The organism is Borrelia anserina Es, from assembly GCF_001936255.1.
Lineage (GTDB): Bacteria > Spirochaetota > Spirochaetia > Borreliales > Borreliaceae > Borrelia > Borrelia anserina.
The window spans coordinates 492,577-512,807 of sequence record NZ_CP013704.1; the positions used below are offsets into that span (position 1 = coordinate 492,577).

General features: G+C 32.1%; 33 protein-coding genes and 1 pseudogene. 33 read left to right on the forward strand and 1 reads right to left on the reverse strand.

Annotated elements, in window-relative coordinates:
• The first annotated feature begins 14 nt into the window (after positions 1-14).
• From rpsJ to N187_RS02510, 30 genes and pseudogenes are all read left to right on the forward strand, one after another.
• A complete protein-coding gene (rpsJ, locus tag N187_RS02365) occupies positions 15-326 on the forward strand; it encodes a 30S ribosomal protein S10 (RefSeq protein ID WP_025419656.1) in 312 nt (103 codons plus the stop codon).
• A gap of 36 nt (positions 327-362) precedes the next feature.
• On the forward strand, positions 363-992 hold the full coding sequence (gene rplC, locus N187_RS02370) for a 50S ribosomal protein L3 (protein ID WP_025419657.1): 630 nt from the start codon (positions 363-365) through the stop codon (positions 990-992).
• Position 993: 1 nt separating this feature from the next.
• Positions 994-1,623, forward strand: a complete 630-nt coding sequence (rplD, locus tag N187_RS02375) for a 50S ribosomal protein L4 (protein ID WP_025419658.1) — start codon at positions 994-996, stop codon at positions 1,621-1,623.
• 21 nt (positions 1,624-1,644) lie between these two features.
• Positions 1,645-1,941 (forward strand): 50S ribosomal protein L23, encoded by a 297-nt coding sequence (gene rplW, locus N187_RS02380; RefSeq protein WP_025419659.1) that lies wholly within the window; start codon positions 1,645-1,647, stop codon positions 1,939-1,941.
• 17 nt (positions 1,942-1,958) lie between these two features.
• Positions 1,959-2,792 (forward strand): 50S ribosomal protein L2, encoded by an 834-nt coding sequence (gene rplB / locus N187_RS02385; protein WP_025419660.1) that lies wholly within the window; start codon positions 1,959-1,961, stop codon positions 2,790-2,792.
• Positions 2,793-2,801: 9 nt separating this feature from the next.
• The gene (gene rpsS, locus N187_RS02390) at positions 2,802-3,080 is read left to right on the forward strand and encodes a 30S ribosomal protein S19 (protein ID WP_025419661.1); all 279 of its coding nucleotides are present in this window, start codon (positions 2,802-2,804) and stop codon (positions 3,078-3,080) included.
• Positions 3,081-3,085: 5 nt separating this feature from the next.
• Positions 3,086-3,448 carry a 50S ribosomal protein L22 gene (gene rplV / locus N187_RS02395; protein ID WP_025419662.1) on the forward strand — a complete coding sequence of 121 codons (363 nt, stop codon included), beginning with the start codon at positions 3,086-3,088 and terminating at the stop codon, positions 3,446-3,448.
• A gap of 3 nt (positions 3,449-3,451) precedes the next feature.
• A pseudogene (rpsC, locus tag N187_RS02400) lies at positions 3,452-4,301 on the forward strand (30S ribosomal protein S3).
• A 19-nt stretch (positions 4,302-4,320) separates the two neighbouring features.
• The gene (rplP, locus tag N187_RS02405; RefSeq protein ID WP_025419664.1) at positions 4,321-4,737 is read left to right on the forward strand and encodes a 50S ribosomal protein L16; all 417 of its coding nucleotides are present in this window, start codon (positions 4,321-4,323) and stop codon (positions 4,735-4,737) included.
• 3 nt (positions 4,738-4,740) lie between these two features.
• On the forward strand, positions 4,741-4,941 hold the full coding sequence (gene rpmC, locus N187_RS02410) for a 50S ribosomal protein L29 (RefSeq protein ID WP_025419665.1): 201 nt from the start codon (positions 4,741-4,743) through the stop codon (positions 4,939-4,941).
• A 5-nt stretch (positions 4,942-4,946) separates the two neighbouring features.
• Positions 4,947-5,201, forward strand: a complete 255-nt coding sequence (gene rpsQ / locus N187_RS02415) for a 30S ribosomal protein S17 (protein ID WP_025419666.1) — start codon at positions 4,947-4,949, stop codon at positions 5,199-5,201.
• A 30-nt stretch (positions 5,202-5,231) separates the two neighbouring features.
• Entirely contained in the window at positions 5,232-5,600 is a 369-nt protein-coding gene (gene rplN / locus N187_RS02420; RefSeq protein WP_025419667.1) for a 50S ribosomal protein L14, read from the forward strand.
• An 11-nt stretch (positions 5,601-5,611) separates the two neighbouring features.
• Positions 5,612-5,917 (forward strand): 50S ribosomal protein L24, encoded by a 306-nt coding sequence (gene rplX / locus N187_RS02425; RefSeq protein WP_025419668.1) that lies wholly within the window; start codon positions 5,612-5,614, stop codon positions 5,915-5,917.
• 3 nt (positions 5,918-5,920) lie between these two features.
• Positions 5,921-6,469, forward strand: coding sequence for a 50S ribosomal protein L5 (gene rplE / locus N187_RS02430; protein ID WP_025419669.1), 549 nt, complete (start codon positions 5,921-5,923; stop codon positions 6,467-6,469).
• 14 nt (positions 6,470-6,483) lie between these two features.
• Positions 6,484-6,669, forward strand: a complete 186-nt coding sequence (locus N187_RS02435) for a type Z 30S ribosomal protein S14 (protein ID WP_011772438.1) — start codon at positions 6,484-6,486, stop codon at positions 6,667-6,669.
• A 9-nt stretch (positions 6,670-6,678) separates the two neighbouring features.
• A complete protein-coding gene (gene rpsH / locus N187_RS02440) occupies positions 6,679-7,077 on the forward strand; it encodes a 30S ribosomal protein S8 (RefSeq protein ID WP_025419670.1) in 399 nt (132 codons plus the stop codon).
• Positions 7,078-7,096: 19 nt separating this feature from the next.
• The gene (gene rplF / locus N187_RS02445) at positions 7,097-7,639 is read left to right on the forward strand and encodes a 50S ribosomal protein L6 (RefSeq protein ID WP_025419671.1); all 543 of its coding nucleotides are present in this window, start codon (positions 7,097-7,099) and stop codon (positions 7,637-7,639) included.
• 17 nt (positions 7,640-7,656) lie between these two features.
• The gene (gene rplR / locus N187_RS02450; RefSeq protein WP_025419672.1) at positions 7,657-8,016 is read left to right on the forward strand and encodes a 50S ribosomal protein L18; all 360 of its coding nucleotides are present in this window, start codon (positions 7,657-7,659) and stop codon (positions 8,014-8,016) included.
• A 12-nt stretch (positions 8,017-8,028) separates the two neighbouring features.
• Entirely contained in the window at positions 8,029-8,523 is a 495-nt protein-coding gene (rpsE, locus tag N187_RS02455; protein WP_156922699.1) for a 30S ribosomal protein S5, read from the forward strand.
• A gap of 3 nt (positions 8,524-8,526) precedes the next feature.
• A complete protein-coding gene (gene rpmD / locus N187_RS02460) occupies positions 8,527-8,838 on the forward strand; it encodes a 50S ribosomal protein L30 (protein WP_025419674.1) in 312 nt (103 codons plus the stop codon).
• Positions 8,831-9,268: a 50S ribosomal protein L15 gene (gene rplO, locus N187_RS02465; RefSeq protein WP_025419675.1), complete on the forward strand. Its 438-nt coding sequence runs from the start codon at positions 8,831-8,833 to the stop codon at positions 9,266-9,268. The genes rpmD and rplO overlap by 8 nt, the downstream gene beginning before the upstream one ends.
• Positions 9,269-9,280: 12 nt before the next feature.
• Positions 9,281-10,585, forward strand: coding sequence for a preprotein translocase subunit SecY (secY, locus tag N187_RS02470; RefSeq protein WP_025419676.1), 1,305 nt, complete (start codon positions 9,281-9,283; stop codon positions 10,583-10,585).
• A 9-nt stretch (positions 10,586-10,594) separates the two neighbouring features.
• Positions 10,595-10,708: a 50S ribosomal protein L36 gene (gene rpmJ / locus N187_RS02475; RefSeq protein WP_004790059.1), complete on the forward strand. Its 114-nt coding sequence runs from the start codon at positions 10,595-10,597 to the stop codon at positions 10,706-10,708.
• Positions 10,709-10,717: 9 nt separating this feature from the next.
• The gene (gene rpsM, locus N187_RS02480; RefSeq protein ID WP_025419677.1) at positions 10,718-11,095 is read left to right on the forward strand and encodes a 30S ribosomal protein S13; all 378 of its coding nucleotides are present in this window, start codon (positions 10,718-10,720) and stop codon (positions 11,093-11,095) included.
• Between the two features lie 30 nt (positions 11,096-11,125).
• Positions 11,126-11,518, forward strand: a complete 393-nt coding sequence (gene rpsK, locus N187_RS02485; RefSeq protein WP_025419678.1) for a 30S ribosomal protein S11 — start codon at positions 11,126-11,128, stop codon at positions 11,516-11,518.
• A 15-nt stretch (positions 11,519-11,533) separates the two neighbouring features.
• A complete protein-coding gene (locus tag N187_RS02490; RefSeq protein ID WP_025419679.1) occupies positions 11,534-12,565 on the forward strand; it encodes a DNA-directed RNA polymerase subunit alpha in 1,032 nt (343 codons plus the stop codon).
• Positions 12,566-12,583: 18 nt separating this feature from the next.
• A complete protein-coding gene (rplQ, locus tag N187_RS02495; RefSeq protein ID WP_025419680.1) occupies positions 12,584-12,955 on the forward strand; it encodes a 50S ribosomal protein L17 in 372 nt (123 codons plus the stop codon).
• A 78-nt stretch (positions 12,956-13,033) separates the two neighbouring features.
• The gene (rny, locus tag N187_RS02500) at positions 13,034-14,575 is read left to right on the forward strand and encodes a ribonuclease Y (RefSeq protein WP_025419681.1); all 1,542 of its coding nucleotides are present in this window, start codon (positions 13,034-13,036) and stop codon (positions 14,573-14,575) included.
• Positions 14,565-15,356, forward strand: coding sequence for a TIGR00282 family metallophosphoesterase (locus tag N187_RS02505; protein ID WP_025419682.1), 792 nt, complete (start codon positions 14,565-14,567; stop codon positions 15,354-15,356). The genes rny and N187_RS02505 overlap by 11 nt, the downstream gene beginning before the upstream one ends.
• Positions 15,337-16,128 (forward strand): TlyA family RNA methyltransferase, encoded by a 792-nt coding sequence (locus N187_RS02510; RefSeq protein ID WP_025419683.1) that lies wholly within the window; start codon positions 15,337-15,339, stop codon positions 16,126-16,128. The genes N187_RS02505 and N187_RS02510 overlap by 20 nt, the downstream gene beginning before the upstream one ends.
• On the opposite strand, the gene N187_RS02515 is transcribed toward N187_RS02510, so the two are convergent.
• Positions 16,125-16,883, reverse strand: coding sequence for a GerMN domain-containing protein (locus N187_RS02515; RefSeq protein ID WP_025419684.1), 759 nt, complete (start codon positions 16,881-16,883; stop codon positions 16,125-16,127). The two genes, N187_RS02510 and N187_RS02515, sit on opposite strands and share 4 nt — an antisense overlap.
• An 85-nt stretch (positions 16,884-16,968) precedes the next feature.
• Here N187_RS02515 and der point away from each other — a divergent pair, with 85 nt between their 5' ends.
• The 3 genes from der to N187_RS02530 are packed head-to-tail and all read left to right on the forward strand — an operon-like array spanning position 16,969 to position 20,227.
• Positions 16,969-18,285 carry a ribosome biogenesis GTPase Der gene (gene der / locus N187_RS02520; RefSeq protein ID WP_025419685.1) on the forward strand — a complete coding sequence of 439 codons (1,317 nt, stop codon included), beginning with the start codon at positions 16,969-16,971 and terminating at the stop codon, positions 18,283-18,285.
• Positions 18,282-19,535, forward strand: a complete 1,254-nt coding sequence (locus tag N187_RS02525) for a hypothetical protein (protein WP_025419686.1) — start codon at positions 18,282-18,284, stop codon at positions 19,533-19,535. Before der ends, N187_RS02525 begins: the two co-directional genes overlap by 4 nt.
• A gap of 5 nt (positions 19,536-19,540) precedes the next feature.
• Positions 19,541-20,227, forward strand: coding sequence for an HAD family hydrolase (locus N187_RS02530; protein ID WP_025419687.1), 687 nt, complete (start codon positions 19,541-19,543; stop codon positions 20,225-20,227).
• Positions 20,228-20,231: the final 4 nt, after the last annotated feature.

The window sequence follows — 20,231 nt, forward strand, 5'->3', positions numbered from 1 at the left end:
TTTAGGAGAATAAATTGGTTACTAAAGATAAGATACGGGTAAGGCTTTTTAGTTTTGATGTTAAGATATTAGATCAGAGTGCTGAGTCTATTGTTAAGGCTGTTCAAAAGTCTAAGGCACAAATTAAAGGTCCTATTCCTTTGCCGACGAAGATAAGAAAATATACTGTTTTGCGTTCTCCTCATGTAAATAAAAAATCAAGGGAACAGTTTGAAATGAGAACTCATAAGAGGCTTATTGATATTTTAGAGCCTACTTCTGCTTTAATGGATTCTTTGATGAAATTAGAGCTTCCTGCAGGGGTAGAGGTTGATATTAAACAGTAAATAGATTTTTTAAGTTATGAATTTGAGGTGTTTTTAATGTTGGGATTGATTGGAAAAAAAGTTGGCATGACGCAGGTTTTTCAAGGCAATGGAGTTGTGGTGCCTGTGACAGTGATAGAATTTGAGCCCAATTATGTTATAGGAAAAAAAACGGTAGAAAGAGATGGATATGATGCCCTAATAATGGGTTCTGTTGATCTTAAGAGTTCTAAAATTTCAAAACCTATAAAAGGTCAATATAAAAACTTAAAGAATATTGAGCCTAAAAGATATGTTATAGAATTTAAGGGACTTGACGGTTATGAAACAGGAGATGAGGTTGGTCTTGATGCTTTCAGGGAGATTAAGTATGTAGATATTACTGGTACTACTAAAGGTAAAGGTTTTCAAGGTGCTATGAAAAGGCATAATTTTAGTGGTGGTCCATCTTCACATGGTTCTAAATTTCATAGACATCTTGGTGGTACAGGTCAGGCTACTACACCTGCTAGAACTTTTAAGGGAACTAAAATGGCTGGCAGGATGGGTGGAGAGCAGCAAACTATTCAAAATCTTGAAGTTGTTTTTATTGATGAGAAAAAAAGGGCCATTTTGGTAAAAGGAGCTGTACCAGGGGTTAAGGGTTCTTTTGTTATCGTTAAAAAGGCAAAAAAAGTAGGTGTTTAATATGGAGAGAAAAGTTTTTTCTAAGGATGGAAAGGAACTTCGAACTATAGCTTTAGAGGATAAAGTTTTTAATATAGATGTGAGTTATGGTTCTATATATAATGCTATCAATAATGAGCTAGCTAATCTTAGAGTTGGTACAGCTTCAACTAAGACTAGATCTGAGGTTAAGGGTAGTTCAAAGAAGCCTTGGAAACAAAAGGGTACAGGCCGTGCAAGAGTTGGTACTAAGAGAAATGCAATTTGGGTTGGTGGAGGTATAGCTTTAGGGCCAAAGCCAAGAGATTATAGCTATAAACTTCCAAGAAAAGTTAAGCGACTTGCTTTTAGGTCTGTTTTAAGTCTGTGTACATCTGTAGAAGATAGATTAAGGATTGTTGAAAATTTTACTATTGAATCAGGAAAGACAAAAGAGCTTGCTTTGATAATGAAAAAATTTATAAATGTTAATGGTAAAACAATAATTTTACTGGGTAATGATGATCATATGATTAAAAGGGCGGGGAGGAATATAAAAGATTTAAAGATTTTGTCTTTTAATAGACTTAGAGTTGTTGATTTGTTTTATGCTAAGAATTTAATAGCGCTTGAATCTGCTATTAATGGACTTAATGAGCTTTATATTAAATAAGATGGCTAGTAAGGATGAGTTATGAGAGCTTATGATATAATAATTTCGCCTATGCTTACAGAGAAAACTAACATTCAAAGAGAGAATATGAATGTTTATGCTTTTAAGGTTAGAAAGCAAGCAAATAAAAAAGAGATTGGTGCTGCGATTAAAGAACTTTTTAATGTTACTCCAATATCATGTAATTTGCTTAATGTTAAGAGCAAGGTTAAAACGGTTGTGTCGAGGAAGGGGTATCCTATTGGTAAAGGGAAAACTTCTTCGTGGAAGAAGGTGTATGTTTATCTTAAAAAAGAAGATAAGATAGATATTTTTTAGTGATTTTGGAGAAAAATATGGGTATTAAGACTTATAAGCCAAAAACTTCATCTTTGCGTTATAAGACAACTTTGTCTTTTGATGAATTAAGTAAAGGTAATAGTCCTTTGAAGTCTTTAACTAAAGGGAAGGTATCTAGGGCTGGAAGAGATTCTTCTGGAAGAATTAGTGTTAGAAGGAAAGGTGGGGGACATAAAAGACGATATAGAAAGATTGACTTTGGCAGAAGGGATAAGTTTGGTATACCTGCTCAGGTTGTATCTATTGAGTATGATCCAAATAGAAGTTCTAATATAGCTTTGCTTGTATATAGAGATGGGGAGAAGAGGTATATTATTTCTCCTAAGGGAATTAAGGTCGGTGATATTTTAGAAAGTGGTCCGACTGCTCCAATAAAGGTGGGTAATGCTTTGCCACTTGAAAATATTCCTGTTGGTAAGACAGTGCATAACATTGAACTTAATGTTGGGAAAGGTGGTCAGCTTGTAAGAGGGGCTGGGGGATATGCAATGGTAATTGCTTCTGAGGGAGATTATGTAACAGTTAAACTTCCATCAGGTGAGGTTCGCATGATTTTTAAGAAATGCATGGCTACTCTCGGACAGATTGGTAATGAAGATTATGTAAATGTTTCTATTGGTAAGGCTGGTAAGAGCAGATGGCTTGGCAGGAGACCTAAGGTAAGGGGTGTTGCTATGAATCCTGTCGATCATCCACATGGAGGTGGTGAGGGTAAAACTTCTGGTGGTCGTCATCCTGTGTCTCCTTGGGGACAGCCAACTAAAGGATATAAGACTCGGAAAAAAAATAAGTATTCAGACAAATTTATCATCAAAAGAAGAAATAAGTAGGAGCGTATAGTGGCAAGATCTATTAAAAAAGGACCTTTTATAGAAAAAAGTCTTTATCAAAAAGTTTTAGCTTCTTCTGGTAAAGAGAGAAAGATAGTGATCAAGACTTATTCTAGAGCCTCAACAATAATTCCTGAAATGGTAAGTCTTACTATATCTGTTTACAATGGGAAATCTTTTATTCCTGTGTATATTAGTGAAGATCTTGTTGGGCATAAACTTGGAGAATTTTCGCCTACAAGAATTTTTAGAGGTCATGCTAAATCAGATAAGAAGGGAAGGAAGTAAAGTTTATGTTTGTAAATAGAAGATATACTGCAAGAGGCAAAAATTTGCCATCTTCTCCAAAAAAGGTGAGACCTATAGCCGATAATATACGAGGCAAGCCTTATACTGAAGCTGTTGCAATACTTTATTCTATGCCTAACAAAGGTGCTAAGCTTTTAGGTAAAGTAGTTAAATCAGCAGCATCTAATGCTATGTATCATAATAGGAATCTTTCAGAAGATATGATCGTTGTAAAGACAGTCATGGTGGACGATGGAAGGAGACGTAGGAGTATCTGGCCTAGAGCTAGAGGTAGGGCAGATAGGCTTATTAGCAGAAGTTGTCATATTTTTGTTGAAGTTTATGAAAAGACGTATGGTGGAGAATAAGATATGGGTCAAAAAGTACATCCTTACAGTTTGAGAATTAAAATCAATAGGGATTGGAAATCAAAGTGGTATTTTCATCAAAAGTTATACTCTGAGATTCTTCACGAAGATTTCTTGATAAGACGTGAAACTATGAAGTTTCTTAAAGGAATTAGATTTGATATTTCTGATATAGAGATTATTAGAAATAATCTTCAAAGGGTAACAGTAATAATTTCTACTCCAAGGCCTGGATCTGTTATTGGGATTAAGGGTGCTAATCTTGAGAAAATTGGACAATTATTAACTAAAAAAATATCTAAAAAAATTAATATTAAAATCAAAGAGATTAAGAAGCCAGAATGTGATGCTCAGATTGTTGCTAATGGAATAGCAAAGCAGTTGGAGAATAGAGCTTCTTATAGGAAACTTTTAAAGTCTTCACTTTCATCTTCTATTTCCAAAGGTGTTCAAGGTGTAAAAATTAAAGTTTCAGGTAGACTTGGTGGAGCTGAAATTGCTAGAAGTTTTGAAGTTAAAGAAGGACGAATCCCTCTGCATACCCTTAGAGCTAATATAGATTATGGTTTTGCTGAGGCTCAGACGACTTATGGTATTATTGGTGTTAAAGTTTGGTTGTTTAAAGGAGAGGTTTTGGGAAAACAGACAAATTCAGATGCTGGTCAAGTGATTAATAGGAAATCTTCAAAGGAAAAGAATGAGTATTTTAGTAAGAGCAAGATAGATGATAGGAATGATGATAAAGATAAAAGATAGGAAAAGTTTAAATGACGATAATTTTTCTAAAGAAAAATTAGAGGTTGGATCTAAAGCCAATAGTGATTTTAAAAAGAAAAATGGTTCTGATGTCTAGAATCTTTAAGGAGCGTTAAATGTTAAGTCCGAGAAAGGTTAAGTATAGAAAGAAACAGAGGGGAAGACTTTCTGGGGAGGCTCAAAAAGGTAACAAAATATCTTTTGGAGAATATGGGCTTGTTTCTCTTGAGACATATTTTATTACTGCGAGGCAAATTGAAGCAGCTCGTGTTGCTATGACTCGTAGAGTTAAAAGGGGAGGTAAGGTTTGGATCAGGATATTTCCAGATGTGCCCTATACCAAAAAGCCAGCTGAAACGAGAATGGGTAAAGGTAAGGGAGGGGTTGATCATTGGAATGCTCCTGTTAAGCTTGGAACTGTTATGTTTGAGATGGCTGGGGTATCTAGAGAGCTCGCTGAATCAGCTATGATGCTTGCAAGTTCTAAACTTCCGGTTAAGACTACTTTTGTAGTAAGGCGAGATTTGAGGTGAGTTATGTTAAAAAAATTTAAGGATCTTACTTTTGAGGATATAAAAGCTAAGAAATTGGCTTTAAAAAAGGAATATATGGACTTAAGATTTAAGGCTGTAGTTGGTCATGTTGAAAATCCTTTGAAAAAAAGAGAGTTAAGGCGGGATATTGCAAGGCTTAATATGATAATTCATGAATATGAAATAGGTATTAGGAAGGTTTAGATATTATGGCAAGAGAAAATAAGAAAGAATTAATTGGTAAAGTTGTTAGTGATAAGATGAGTAAAACAATAGTTGTTGAAGTTGTACAAAGAAAAATGCATCCTATTTATCATAAATACTTAAAAGTTAGCAAAAGAGTTAAAGCTCATGATGAAAGGGAGGAATCAAGACTTGGAGATAAGGTAAGGATTATTGAGGCCAGACCTATTAGTAAGGAAAAAAGATGGATGCTTGTTGAAATTTTGGAGAAGTTAAAATAATTCTATTCATTTTTATAGAGGAGATTAATTATGATACAGATGCAAACATATTTAACAGTTTCTGACAATACAGGCGGTAAGATAGCACAGTGCATAAAGGTTCTTGGTGGGAGTAAAAAACGATATGCTAAGGTTGGGGATATAATAGTTGTTGCTGTCAAGCAAGCAATTCCTAATTCACCTGTTAAGAAGGGAGATGTACATAAAGCTGTGGTTATTAGAACATCAAAAGAGATAAGACGTAAGAATGGTACTTATGTTAGGTTTGATGATAATGCATGTGTTATACTTGATGCTAATTTAAATCCAAGAGGTAAGAGGGTTTTTGGACCTGTTGCAAGGGAGTTAAGGGAGGCTAACTTTATGAAAGTTGTTTCGTTAGCTTCAGAGGTAATATGAGGAGTTTGCTTATGAATATAAAGTTGAAAGTAGGCGACAATGTAAAAATTCTTTGTGGCAAGGATAGAGGTAAGACAGGCGAAATTCTTAGTATAGATAGAAAAAAGCTTAAGGTTGTTGTTAAGTCTTGTAATATGGTCAAAAAAGTTATCAAGGCGAGAACTCCTCAGGAGAGAGGTAAGATAACCTCAAAGGAAGCACCTATGGATATTTCAAATGTAATGTTATTTTCAGGTGGTATAGCTTCAAGGCTGGGAATTAAATTTGAAAATAATGAAAAAAAGAGATACCTTAAAAAGAATGGGGAGAATTTTTAGATTATGAGTTATATTCCTGAGTTAAAGAGGCATTATAAAGATAAGATTGTAAAAGAGTTTGTTAGTGAATTTCAATATAAATCTATTATGCAGGTTCCAAAGGTAGAGAAAGTTGTTGTTTCTATGGGAGTGGGTGATGCTGTTAAGAATAAGAAGCTTTTAGATTCAGCTGTTTTTGAGCTTAGTCAAATTACTGGACAACGGGCTGTAAAGACAAAAGCTAAGAAAGCTATTGCTGGATTTAAGATTAGGCAAGGTCAAGAGATAGGGGCTAAGGTTACGCTTCGAGGGAATATTATGTATGAGTTTTTATATAAACTTATTAATTTGGCATTGCCTCGTGTTAAGGATTTTAGAGGTTTAGATGGTAATGCTTTTGATGGTAATGGCAATTACTCTTTTGGAATAGCAGAGCAAATAATATTTTCTGAGATTGATTATGATAAGATAGAAAGGATATCTGGCTTGAATATTACGATAGTGACTACGGCTTTAAATGACAAAGAGGGTAAAGCTTTGCTTTCTAAGTTAGGTATGCCATTTAGTAGTTAGAGGAGTTTTTATTTATGGCTAAAAAATCAATGATAGTTAAGGCCTTACGAAAGCCAAAATATAAAACAAGACAAAAAAATCGATGTAAATTGTGTGGGCGTCCAAAGGGGTATATGAGAGATTTTGGTATGTGTCGTATATGCTTTAGGAATCATGCATCTGCAGGATTAATTCCTGGTGTCTCAAAATCAAGCTGGTAAGGAGAATTTATGGCTGTTACACATTCAGTGGGAGATATGTTAACTAAGATAAGAAATGCAAGTAGGGTTAAGCATGAGTCTGTGGACTTAAAGATGTCTAAAATAAATAAGTCTATCTTAAATATTCTCAAGGAAGAAGGATATATTAAAAATTATAGCATCTTTGATAAAAAAGGCATTTCTTATATTCGGGCAATACTAAATTATGATAAAAATAGGAATCCGGCTATAAATAAAATAGATGCCATTTCAACTCCTGGTAGAAAAGTTTATTCTTCATATAAAAATATGCCAAGAATAAAAAATGGGTATGGCATATTGATAGTGTCTTCTTCAAAGGGTGTTATCACTGGCAAGCAAGCCAGAGATAGTAAAGTAGGTGGTGAGCTAATTTGCTCAGTTTGGTAAGGTTAAGAGGTAGGTAAATATGTCACGTATTGGTAAACTTCCTATAAAGATAGTTGATTCTGTGAAAGTTGATATTAAAGATAACGTAATATCAGTTGAAGGTAAGAGGGGTAAATTGAGCCAAGAAATAAATAGTAGTATTCAGGTTAAGATTGAGAATAGCAATATTATTATTGAGCGTTCTTTTGACGACAAACAGACAAGAGCTTTCCATGGGCTTTATAGAAGTTTGATTTTTAATATGGTTAAAGGAGTGTCTGATGGGTTCTCAAAATCTCTTATTATTAGTGGTATAGGATATAGGGTTGAACAACAAGGAAAGAGTCTTTTTTTTAATTTAGGATATTCAACTCAATTTGAGTATGTAATTCCGGAAGGAATTAATATTCAACTTGATGGTAATACTAAAATTTCTGTTGAGGGTATAGATAAGTGTAGAGTTGGGCAGGTGGCTGCTGAGATTAGAAGTTTGAAGGTTCCAGAACCATATAAAGGTAAAGGAATTAAATATGATAATGAAGTAAGCAGAAGAAAAATAGGAAAATCAGGAGTAAAAAAATAGGTTTTAGGTGAGCATTTATGAAAAGAATAGAAGAAGCTGAAAAAAGAAATATAAAGCGAAAAAAAAGGATAAGAAGTAGGATTGGATTTGGTATTGCGGAGAGACCGAGGGTTACAGTTTTTAAGTCTAATAAATATTTTTATGCTCAAGTCATTGATGATGTAGCAGGTCATACTCTTGCAAGTGTCTCTACTATTGAAAGGGATCTTAAATTGAATAAAAATGTTGAAGATGTAAGGAAACTTGGTGAGGTTCTTGCAAGGAGGCTTAAAGATAAAAATATAAGTAAACTTATTTTTGATAGAAATGGTTATAAGTATTACGGTCTTATTGCAAGTTTTGCAACTTCCTTGCGTGAAGCCGGAATTGATGTTTAGGGAGGAATTATAGTGGAATCTCAAGTTCATAAAAAGCAAGTAGAGAAATTAATATCATTAAATAGAGTTACTAAGGTTATAAAGGGTGGAAGAAGGTTTTCTTTTTCTGCTTTTATGGTTGTTGGTGATGGTGAAGGTCAAGTTGGTTGGGGATTTGGTAAGGCCAATGATGCTAGTGATGCAATAAAGAAGAGTTTAACGAATGCCAGGAAAAATTTAAAGTTTATTCCTGTTAGGAAAGGAACTCTTCCTCATATGGTTGTTGGAGATTTTAAGAAAGCTAAGGTTTTGATCAAGCCAGCTACTCAAGGTACTGGTATTATTGCAGGGGGACCTGTTCGTGCTGTCATGGAGGCGTTGGGAGTTCATGATATTTTAAGTAAATCTCTTGGTTCAAATAATTCTATGAATGTAGTAAAGGCAACTTTTAAAGCATTTGACTTGGTTTTAGATGCTAAAAAGGTAGCGGATATAAGAGGTAAAACTTTAAGGGCTTTATGGAGTTAGTTTATGATTAAGAGAAAATTGCGACTTCAGCTTAAAAAGGTTAGGTTTAAAGCTTCAAGGTCTAGGATTAAGAATAGGGCTTTTGCTAGAAGAATGGAAAAGAATAGGGAAATTCTTGCTAAGAGCAATATTACAGTTAAGGTTGAACTTAGGAGGAGTCTTATTGGAAAGTTAGACAGTAAGGTTAAGACATTGAAAGCCTTAGGTTTAAAGAGAATAGGAGATAAAAAAGTTCATATTTTAAACAAGTCTCTTCAAGGGATGCTTAGTAGTGTAATTAGCATGGTTTTATTAAGTGAGGTAAATAATGATTAATCTAAAGAGGCCTTTGGGTGCTAATAAGTCTAGAAAAATTGTTGGTAGGGGTCCAGGTTCTGGACTTGGGAAAACCTCTGGACGAGGACAAAAGGGGCAGAAAGCTAGAAATAGTTCGCCAAGGGTTGGTTTTGAAGGAGGACAAACTCCTCTTTATAGAAGACTTCCAAGGCGAGGTTTTTCTAATCATCGTTATAAGGTAAGATACGAAATTGTGAGACTTGGAGATATAGATAAAAAATTTGAAACTGGAGACTTAGTAAATTATAGTACTTTGTTACAAAAAGGACTTGTAGGTAAAAACAAGAAGAATATTAAAATTTTGGCTAATGGTGAACTTACTAAAAAGGTTAATCTTGAAGTTTCTAGCATTTCAAAATCTGCTGAAGAATTGGCAACAAAAATTGGCTGTAGTATTAAATTGATTTAAGATGGTAATGAGATGAAAGGTTTGGTTTTTAATTTATTGACAATTAAAGATTTAAGGAGCAAGTTCTTATTTACTCTGTTTATTCTTTTTATTTTTAGAGTAGGATCTTACTTGCCGATACCAGGAATAGATCCTGTAGCTCTTAGGAGTTATTTTAAATCTCAGTCAGATTTTTCAATTACTAATTATTTTGATTTTTTTTCAGGTGGTGCTTTTAGTAATTTTTCCATATTTATGCTTAGCATAGGACCTTACATTTCAGCATCAATTATTGTTCAACTTCTTATTTATTCTTTTCCTTCTCTTAAGAAGATGCAGGAAGGTGATAATGGAAGAAAAAAAATAAAAAAATATACAAAGTATCTAACGATTGTTGCTTCAATAGCTCAAGGGTATGCTACGAGTCTTTATGCCAAGAGTATTCCTGGAGCAATTAATATGCCTTTTTATAGATATATTTTTATTTCTATTTTAACGGTTACAACGGGTACTTTTGTTCTTTTATGGCTTGGTGAACAAATTAATCAAAGAGGAGTTGGAAATGGTGCATCTTTGATAATTTTTTCAGGGATAGTAGTTAGACTTCAAGCTGCTTTATTTAATCTATTTCAAAGCATGAGAGATCCATCTCAAAATATTAATCCTGTCTTTGTAATATTAGTTTTGAGTGTTTTTGTTTTGGTTATAATATTGATCATATATGAGTATAAGGCACAAAGACGGATTACTATTCATTATGCTAGAGCAAACTCACGCAATACAGTTAGTTCATACCTACCAATTAAACTTAATCCATCAGGTGTTTTGCCTGTTATTTTTGCATCTGTGCTTATTACGTTGCCTTTGCAAATTTTGAGTGGATTTGCTGGGACTTCTGTTATTTCAAGACAGATTTTATCTTATTTAAGACCTAATGGATTTTATTATACTTTATTGAATGTGATTTTAATTATAGGTTTTACATATTTTTATTCAAAGATACAATTGAGTCCAAAAGATATAAGTAATAATGTTCGAAAAAATGGGGGAACTATTCCAGGTATAAAGGCGAGTGATGTGGAGGCTTATTTGGATAAAATAATGAACAGAACATTATTTTCAGGTTCTATTTTTTTGTCTATTATTGCAATTATTCCGTTTTTAGTGCAAAATATTTTTAGATTTCCTTATGATGTCTCAAGGATTATGGGTAGTTCTTCACTGCTTATTATGGTGGGTGTAGCTCTTGATACATTAATTCAGATTGATGCATATTTAAAGACTCAAGGATTGTCTCATGGAACTAGTAAAAAGTATGCTTTTTTACAGAAAATTTAGGAGTAATTTATGAAAGTTAGGGCAAGTGTAAAACCAATTTGTGAAAAATGTAAAGTAATAAAAAGAAAAGGTGTTTTAAGAATTATTTGTGATAATCTTAAACACAAGCAAAGACAAAAATGAGGGGAAAAAATGGCTAGAATAGCAGGAATAGATTTGCCAAATAACAAACAACTTCAGATCGCTCTTACATCTATTTATGGCATAGGAAGAGCTAGGGCTTTAGAGATTTGTAAAAAAACAGATATTTTACCAGATAAAAGAGCTAAAGATTTGGATAATGATGAAGTTAATAAGCTTAGAAAAATAATTGAGAGTAACTATGTTGTTGAAGGAAAACTCAGAAGTGAATTAGCTATGTCGATTAAGAGACTTATGGATATCGCATGTTATAGGGGACTTAGGCATAGAAAAGGTTTGCCTTTAAGAGGTCAAAGAACTAAAACTAACGCAAGAACTAGAAAGGGAAAGAGAAAAACTGTGGCTAATAAGAAAATGGCTGCTAAATAAAGTTGTTTTGCTTATGAAGGAGAGAGAAGTTTGAGTGCAAAAGTATCAACTAACAAGAAAAAGGTGATAAAACGAAGTATTGGTGAGGGTAATGTTTATATACAGGCTACTTTTAATAATACAATCGTAACTGTATCAGACATAAAAGGAAATACTTTAGCTTGGGCAAGTGCAGGTGGAATGGGCTTTAAGGGTGCTAAAAAATCAACTCCTTATGCTGCTCAGATGACTGCAGAAGCGGCTTTAGGTAAGGTTAAGGATTTTGGTATTAATTATGTTCATGTTTTTGTTAAAGGACCAGGAATTGGTAGAGAGTCTGCCATACGAGCTGTTGGATCGACAGGTGTAATTGTCAAATCAATCTCAGATATTACTCCAATACCACATAATGGGTGTAGACCTAAGAAAACTAGACGAGTTTAGTTAGAGGAGCTATTGATGTCTTTAGGAAAATTTTTGAAAGATTTTACTATACCTGATAGGATTGAGTTTTTAAGGGAAGAAGATGATGGTTCTTATGGAAAGTTTATAATATATCCTTTTGAAAAAGGTTTTGGTGTTACTATTGGAAATACTTTAAGACGGGTTTTGTTATCTTCTATTGAAGGATATGCTATTTCTGCTATGAGAATTCAGTCTAATCAAGATGGATCTTTAAAGGTTGTTTCAAGTGAGTTTGATTTGATACCTGGTGTTGTAGAAGATACTCTTGAAGTAATCGCTAATATTAAAAATATTCATTTAAAGTTAGATGAGGGAGTTAACAGTACAACAATCAGTCTTTCTGTTAATGGGAAGGACACTAATGTTTTAAAGGCAGCTCATCTTGAGAGAGAAGGTGTTGAAGTTTTTAATAAAGATTTAGTTATTGCTACACTTTCAAGTGAAGCAAATTTGGATTTTGAATTTCAAATCGATTATGGTAGGGGATATGTTTCTTCTGAACAGAATGCAAAGTATTTAGAAGAAGTTAATACCATTGCTCTTGATTCTATATTTTCTCCAATAGAGAAGGTGACTTATTCTGTTGAAGATACTAGAGTGGGGCAAAGGTCTGATTATGATAAGCTTGTTATGGAGCTTTGGACAACAGGTGTAATTAGTGCTAAGGATGCAATTAAAAAGGCGGCGTCTATAGTAAGGGAATTTTTGCTTCCATTGGTTAATTTTGAGGATAAAATTGTACATTCTGCTGATGATTCTGGAGTTAGGGAGTCTGATATACTTAGTATGAGTATTGAAAAGTTAAATTTATCTGTCAGATCTCTTAATTGTTTAACCAAGGAAAATGTTAAAACTTTAGGCGAGCTTATTAGCAAGAGCGCAGAGGAGCTTTCAAAAGCAAGAAACTTTGGGAAAAAGAGTTTAGAAGAAATAGTTGAAAGGCTCGGCTCTTATGGATTATTTTTAGGAATGTCTAAGGCAGAAGCTTTAAAAGTATTGAATAGAAACAATAAAATATCTCATTAGAAGGGAGACCATTTTTATATGAAGACTAAGGTAGGATTTAATCGGTTAGATAGAAAATCAAGTCATAGAAAGGCGCTTTTGAGAAATATGGTAATTTCTCTTTTTAGATATGAAAGAATAACTTCTACTAAGGCAAAATTGAGTGAAGTTAGAAGATTTGCTGAAAAGTTAATTACTAGGGCTAAAGTTGATAGTGTACATAATAGGAGAGAAGTGTCAAAATTTATACATGACAAATATATTCTTAATAAATTATTTACTAAAATTTCCCCTATCTTTAAAGAGAGAAAGGGTGGTTATACTAAGGTTATTAAGCTAGGACAAAGGTATGGAGATGCAGCTGAGATGGCAATTCTTGAACTAGTTGATAAAACCTTAGAAGAAAAGTAACGGTCTTACATATTAAATATTTACTTCTAAGAGAGTTATATTTAATTAGTTTGGTAGAATAGGGGGGGGGTAAGTTATATGTCATATATTACTTTTTCTTCTATTCTTGTTGGTATCTTAGGTGTTATATTAGGTTTTATAATAAGAGTTATTTTAGGTAGATTTTCTTTATTAAGTTTAGATAGAAAGCTAAAAGAAGTACAAGAAGAGTCAATCTTAGAGATAGAAAATGAAAGAAAACGAGTTATTTCACATGCAAAAGCTCAAATGCTTAGAGAGAAGAACCAGCAGGATAGGGAATTAAGAGAACGAAAAAATGAGGTTTTTAATTTAGAAAGAAGATTATTACAAAGAGAAGAGACTCTAGATAAGAGGATATCAGCTCTTGATAAGCAGCAAAGTAGAATTGATTTTAAGCTTAAAGAGTTGGAGCAAAAAGAAAAAATAATACGAGATAAGGAATTATCTCTTGTTAAAAAATTAGAAAATATTGCCGGTCTTACAAACGAAGAGGCAAGAAAGATTGTGATTGAAAAGGTTGAGAATGAAGTTAAAAGGGATGCTCAAATAATTATTAATAAAAGTGAGCAAGAGGCTCAGCTTTTGGCAGATAAGTTAGCAAAGGAAATATTAGTCTCTACTATGCAACGCATAGTGACAGAGGTTAGCTCTGAATTTACAGTTACTTCTGTTGAACTGCCTAATGATGAGATGAAAGGTAGGATCATCGGTAAAGAAGGGCGTAATATTAGGGTTCTTGAAACATTAATAGGTGCAGATATTATTATTGATGACACTCCTGAGGCTGTTGTTATATCTTGTTTTGATCCAGTAAGAAAAGAGATAGCGAGAAGGACCCTTGAGAGGCTTGTTGCAGATGGGAGAATTCATCCTGCAAGAATTGAGGAGATTGTTTATAGCGTTACTAATGAGATTAATAATATTATTCTTGAAGAAGGTGAGAAAGCAGTATTTGATTTAAATATACATGGATTTGATAAAAGGCTTATTAGAGGCCTTGGAAGACTTTATTTTAGAAGCAGTTATGGTCAAAATGTTCTAAGTCACTCAAAAGAAACAGCAATAATCGGAGAAATTTTGGCTAAAGAGATGAAGCTGGATTCTATTGTTGTCAAAAGGGCATGTCTTTTGCATGATATTGGAAAGGGGATGGAAAGTATTTCTGAGAATAGTGAGGGCCATGCTATTACAGGTGCTGAACTTGCTCAAAGTTGTGGAGAGAGTGATATTGTTGTCAATGCTATTGCTTCACATCATAATGAAATAAAGCCAGAAAGTTTAGAGGCTATTGTTGTTCAGGTTGCTGATGCTATTTCTGCATCTCGTCCTGGTGCAAGACGTGAGAGTTTAAATAATTATATAAGTAGGCTTAAGAGACTTGAAGAGATTGCATATGGATTTGAGGGTGTTCAGAAGTGTTATGCAATCCAGGCAGGACGTGAAGTTAGGATTATTGTTGACAATTTATTGGTTAATGATGAGAAAGCTACTATGCTTGCAAGAGATATTGCCAAAAAAATAGAAGCTGAAGTAAGGTATCCTGGTAAAATAAAAGTTACTATTATTCGTGAGACTAGAGTTATTGAGTATGCAAGATAGTAATGTTATTAGATCTTTAATAATTGGCGATGTAATAGGTGAAGGAGGACTTAAAAAGATTTTTTTTAATCTTAAGAGTCTTCAAGAGAAATATAATATAGATTTGACAATTGTTAACGGAGAAAATTCTTCGAGTGGTTTTGGGATTACTCCAGAAATAGCAGAAAATCTTTTTAGAGCAGGTGTGAATGTTATTACTACAGGTAATCATGTTTATTCTGATCATAGTATAAAAGAATATTTAGATCGGCAGGAGTATATTTTAAGGCCAAATAATTTCTCAGATTTGCTTGAAGGGCATGGGTATTGTATTTTAAATGTCAAGAGTGAAAAGGTTGCTGTTGTAAATATTCAGGGATTTTTAGGGATGACTTTTATTGTTAAAAATCCTTTTGAAAATATAAAAAAAGTTGTAAATATGATTAAGAATAAGGTTAAGACTATTTTTGTTGATTTTCATGCTGAGAGTAATTATGAGAAAGAAAGTTTTGGATATTTTCTGGATGGATTGGTAACTGGAGTTGTTGGTACTCATACGCATGTAATGACACAAGATGAGAGAATTCTAGATAAAGGGACTGCTTATATTAGTGATCTTGGGATGACTGGTAGTTTGGATTCTGTAATAGGATTTAATCCTGAAATTTCTCTTAAAGGATTACTTGAATACGTAGCTTTACGAACAGAAACTGTTGAAGAGAATGTGATTATACAGGGAGTTGTTATTACTTCACATTTAAAGACGGGGCGTGCTCTGAAAATTGAAAGAATACAGAAATAGTTTGTTAAATGTGCTTTGTAAAAAATATCCAAGACTTACAAGAGAAGAATTGAGAATTCTAGTTTTGACTGGCAGAGTGTATGTTAATTCTCATAAAGAAAGAAACCCTAAAGTTTTGCTATTGAAAAATAGTAAGATAGGCTTATTAGAGGGCAAGTCTAGACAATTTGTTTCAAGAGGAGGAAATAAACTTTTTGAATCTTTAAAGACATTTAAAATTACAGTTGAAGATAAAATCTGCATTGATGTTGGTGCTTCAACAGGTGGGTTTACTGATTGTCTTTTGCAAGAAGGTTCAAAGTTGGTTTATTCAGTTGATGTTGGATTTAATCAACTTGCTTATAAACTAAGAGTTAATCCAAGGGTTAGAGTTTTTGAAAAGACTAATATTTTTGATATTAAACAATTTGACATACAGCCTAATTTAGCTGTTATTGATGTCTCTTTTAGGTCTGTAATAAATATATGTGCAGAGTTAATTGATAGACTTTCCGATAAGCTTATCGTTGCTCTTATTAAACCTCAATTTGAGCTTAAGGGATTAGGTTTGGATATAAAGCATTTTAATGGTGTAGTTGAAAATAGATATTTAGGTAAAATATTGGATAAGTTAATTAGAAGGTTTTATGATAATAATTTACAGATTAAAAATGTTTTAAAACTTACAACCAAAGGACGGAAGGGAAATCAAGAATTTATGTTTTTAGTTGTCAAAGATAGTGGAGTAAATCTTAAACAATCTCTTGCACTTCTTAGAGACATTAATTTTTAATATTTTGTGAGTTTTTTGCTATCTAGAATTCCTGAAAAGTTCAAATTTAAATCTTCAAGTATTATTGGATTGTTTTCAATTTTTAAAGTTATTCCATTGATGCCTTGAATTTCAAGACATGTTAAAGTAATTTGTTTCATTTGGTTGATTATTCCTTCTATTCCGAAACTATTTTCGTAAAACTCTTTAGACAAATTTATGTGAGCAATTCCGTCATTTACTATTAAGTTTAATATTTTGGTATTGATGGGAATGAGACTTAAAAAATTATTTTTAAGTTCATATTCATTTGGACCATTGATTAGTGCTTTTAATGTTTCTTCAAGGATATTTTCATCATATTGAATAGTTCTCTTAGTTCCTTGTTTTAAAAAATGTCCCTCAGCTGTGACTTTGATAAAATATAGCTTAACCTCTTTTTTGTTTTTTAAATGTTTTTGTTCTTGATGTTTGAATTCTTCTTCGATTTTTTGTATTTCAGGTGGTTTAATTAAAAATTTTTCATTACTGAGTATTTTAAAAGTTTCACTTTTTGTATTGTCTAATTTTGTTTCTATCTTTTTAGGTTTTGATTGGTTAAACTCAAAATTGTTATTGTTGTCAATTTGTTCATTAAATATATTTCTAATTATTGAATTTTGAATTATTATTAATAAGCACAGTCCTGTTAGGAATATTGCAAATAGTACTAGGAATATATCTATTTGATTGAAATTGTTTTTCTTGCGCTTACTGTTACCTTTTTTCCTTATCAATTGGACATCCATTTATAATTGGCATAAAGCTTAACATTTGATATTATAATAAAAATATATATATAAAAGAAGAGGCAGGTTAGCTTTGATTGATTTCGGAGTTCAAAATTATAAAAGTGTACTTATTGCTGGCAGGCCAAATGTTGGAAAGTCGACTTTGTTTAATAGGCTTTTAAACTCGAATAGAAGTATTACTGATAAAAGTTATGGAGTTACTAGAGATTTAATAAAAGAAGTTTGTACAGTAGATTTTTATAGGTTTTATTTGATTGATGCTGGTGGATTTACCCTTCTAAGGGATGAACTTAGCAGATCTGTGGTTAATAAAGTTATGAGCTTGCTTGATAGCATTGATTTAATCTTACTTGTTTTAGATGTAAATGAAATTTTATCAGAAGATTATGAGCTTATTGAGAGGTTAAGAAAATACAGTGATAAGATAGTTTTGGTATTAAATAAAATAGATAGTCACCATAAGGAAGCTTTAACTTACGAGTTTCAGAAGTTGGGCTTTAAAAAGAGCTTTTTAGTTAGTGCAACTCATGGAAAGGGAATTAGTAGCTTAAGAACTTTTTTGAAAAACTCAGTAGGCAAATTAGTCAATGATGATAATATTGATGTTAAGATCGGTATTATAGGGAAACCGAACTCAGGCAAATCTACTCTTGTTAATTCTCTGGCAGGACATGAAGTTTCAATTGTGTCCCCAGTAGCTGGAACCACAAGGGATTTTATTAAAGCAAGATTTCGTAAGTATGGTAAGACATTTGAGCTTATTGATACAGCTGGAATAAGACGGAGGTCAAGAGTAAATGAACTTATTGAACATTATTCTGTAAGTAAGGCTTTAAGAGTAGTTGATATGGTAGATATTATCTTTTTACTTGTTGATGTTAAGGAAGACTTAACAGCTCAAGATAAAAAGATTGCTCATTATGCGACTAAACGAGGTAAAGGAATTATTATTGTGTTTACCAAGTGGGATCTTGTAAGGTCAGAGAGTGATTATTTTAAAGCTTTAAAGAGTCGTGTTAAGTTCTTTTTCCCAGTTTTAAGTTTTGCTCCTATATTAAGAATATCCGTTCATAAAAAAGTGGGATTAGACAATCTTTTTAAAGAAGCAATTAAATTAAAGAAACAACTTGAACTTAAGATAAATACTTCCGATTTGAATAAGATGTTAAGTTTATGGATTAAAGATTACCATTTGAATGCTTTATGTAAAGTGAAATATATAACCCAAGTTAATGTTAATCCTGTTAAGTTTATTTTATTTGCAAATAAAGTAACTAATTTCCCGAATTCTTATTATAATTATTTAGTAAATAATATTCGTAAGATTGGTTATTACAATATTCCAATTTTAATAGAATTAAGAGACAAGACAAGAGACTTAAGGTGAAATACATATTTTTATTTTTGATAGTTGGCAATCTAAATCTCTTCGCGTTTGATAATTTTTTTTATGATTTTAGTGTCCGTTCAAATTATGCAAAGTATTTTAATTCAAGTAGCACTACTTTTAAGATAAAATCTCAAAAATATTATATTGGAGACAAGTTTTATGTTGAAGTATCAAGTTCAAGATTAGGAGATTATGCTTATTATGCTTTTTTTAATCGGAAAGATGGCGCGTCTTACATTCTTCCAGGTTCTTACGTAATTAAGGTTGGGAGATATGGTATTGAACAGGTAAAAATATTTTTTCTAAATAGAGCAGATACTTTTATTAGAATAAAAGCCGGTGATGTTTATTCTAGTGCTGACTTTTATTTAATCAATACTTTAATTCATAGAGATATTAAATTGCCTTTTAAAATTAGCGACATTGCTACTGGCTCTTTTTTGGAAATAGCTAAGTATATTAGTGATTTTATTGATTTGGAACTTTTTATTCCTAAATATCTTGAGGCTTATGATAATGTTTCTAATATGATTAACAGCCTGAGAGAATTTTTAAAGCTTTCTTCTTTAGTGTTTGAAGTGAATGATGGAGCAATGAATGAACTGGGTGAAATGGTGTATATTAAGACTGGTGAGCCTCAAAGAGGGCCTATTGGATTTAATTGTTCTGGATTTGGTAAGTGGATAGCAGATTCAATTTATAAGGCAATTACAGGTAAGCTTTTGAAGATAGAGGATCTTAAGGTTAAGCATATTGGGATTCGAGGTAATAGTTTTACGGAATACTATGAATTTAGTAGAGATCTATTTTTTGGACTTGACTGGACTCGTAATATTGCCTATAAACTGAAAAATATTAATGCTAATCTGGATTTATCTAGGGTTAAGGATTTGGATGTAAATAATATTGATTTTCTTAAATATATTGAAAATCGTGGATATAAGATTGATAATTTAGAGTTTATTTTATATTATTTAGCTGTAAAGGAGCCTGGTCATATGTATTTTGGCTCTGTTAATACAACAATTAATGGGTTTCCAGGAAAAATTTTTCATAGACATGTTGTTGTGTTATTTCCATTTATTGATAGAGAATCTGTTTTTAGAGTATCTTTAATGGAAGTTAATAGTGAAACTTCAATTAAATCACTTAGAGGTAGATATTCAAATTCATATATTCATTTAGTTAGGGCCAAAGTTCCAAAGAATATATCTATAGTTCCAATACCAAAAAGGATAAATAATTAGATATTATGATAAAGGCTGTAGTGTTTGATCTTGATGGAACTCTTTATCCTGAAATTAGTATTAATTTAATAATGTTGCCTGAATTTTTAAAGAATATTAAATTTTTTTTAGCTTTTAAAAAGGTAAGAAAGGAAATAAGAGTTTTACAAAGCGGAAAAATTATTCCTTCTAATAGAGACGAGTTGATGTCTGTGCAAGTTACAATGCTTGCTGATTATCTAAGATATAATAAGAATAGGTGTGAATTTTTATTAAATAAAATATATTATGGTGAATCTTTTAGTAATAAGTTTAAAAATCTCAAACCTTATGTTGGTGTTCATGATTTGATTTATTTTCTTAAATCTAAGGGAATAAAATTGGGGGTTATGTCAGATTTTCCGATTGCAGCTCGTTTGAGTAATTTATTAGGTATTGAGGATAATTTTTGGGATGTTCTTTATTCATCAGAGGAGACAGGTTACTTAAAACCAAACAAAATAGCTTTTTCAAGGATTATGGATGAATTGGGTATAAATAGTAATCATATTTTATATGTCGGTAATTCTTATGAATATGATATTTTAGGTGCCAGTGATGCATGTATGAGAACAGCTTATTTTTCTAGGAGAAGGTTGCTTAAGAATGTAAGGTGTGATTTTATCTTTAGTGATTATAAAGACTTGCAAAGATATATTCTTTTAAATATGTAACGTG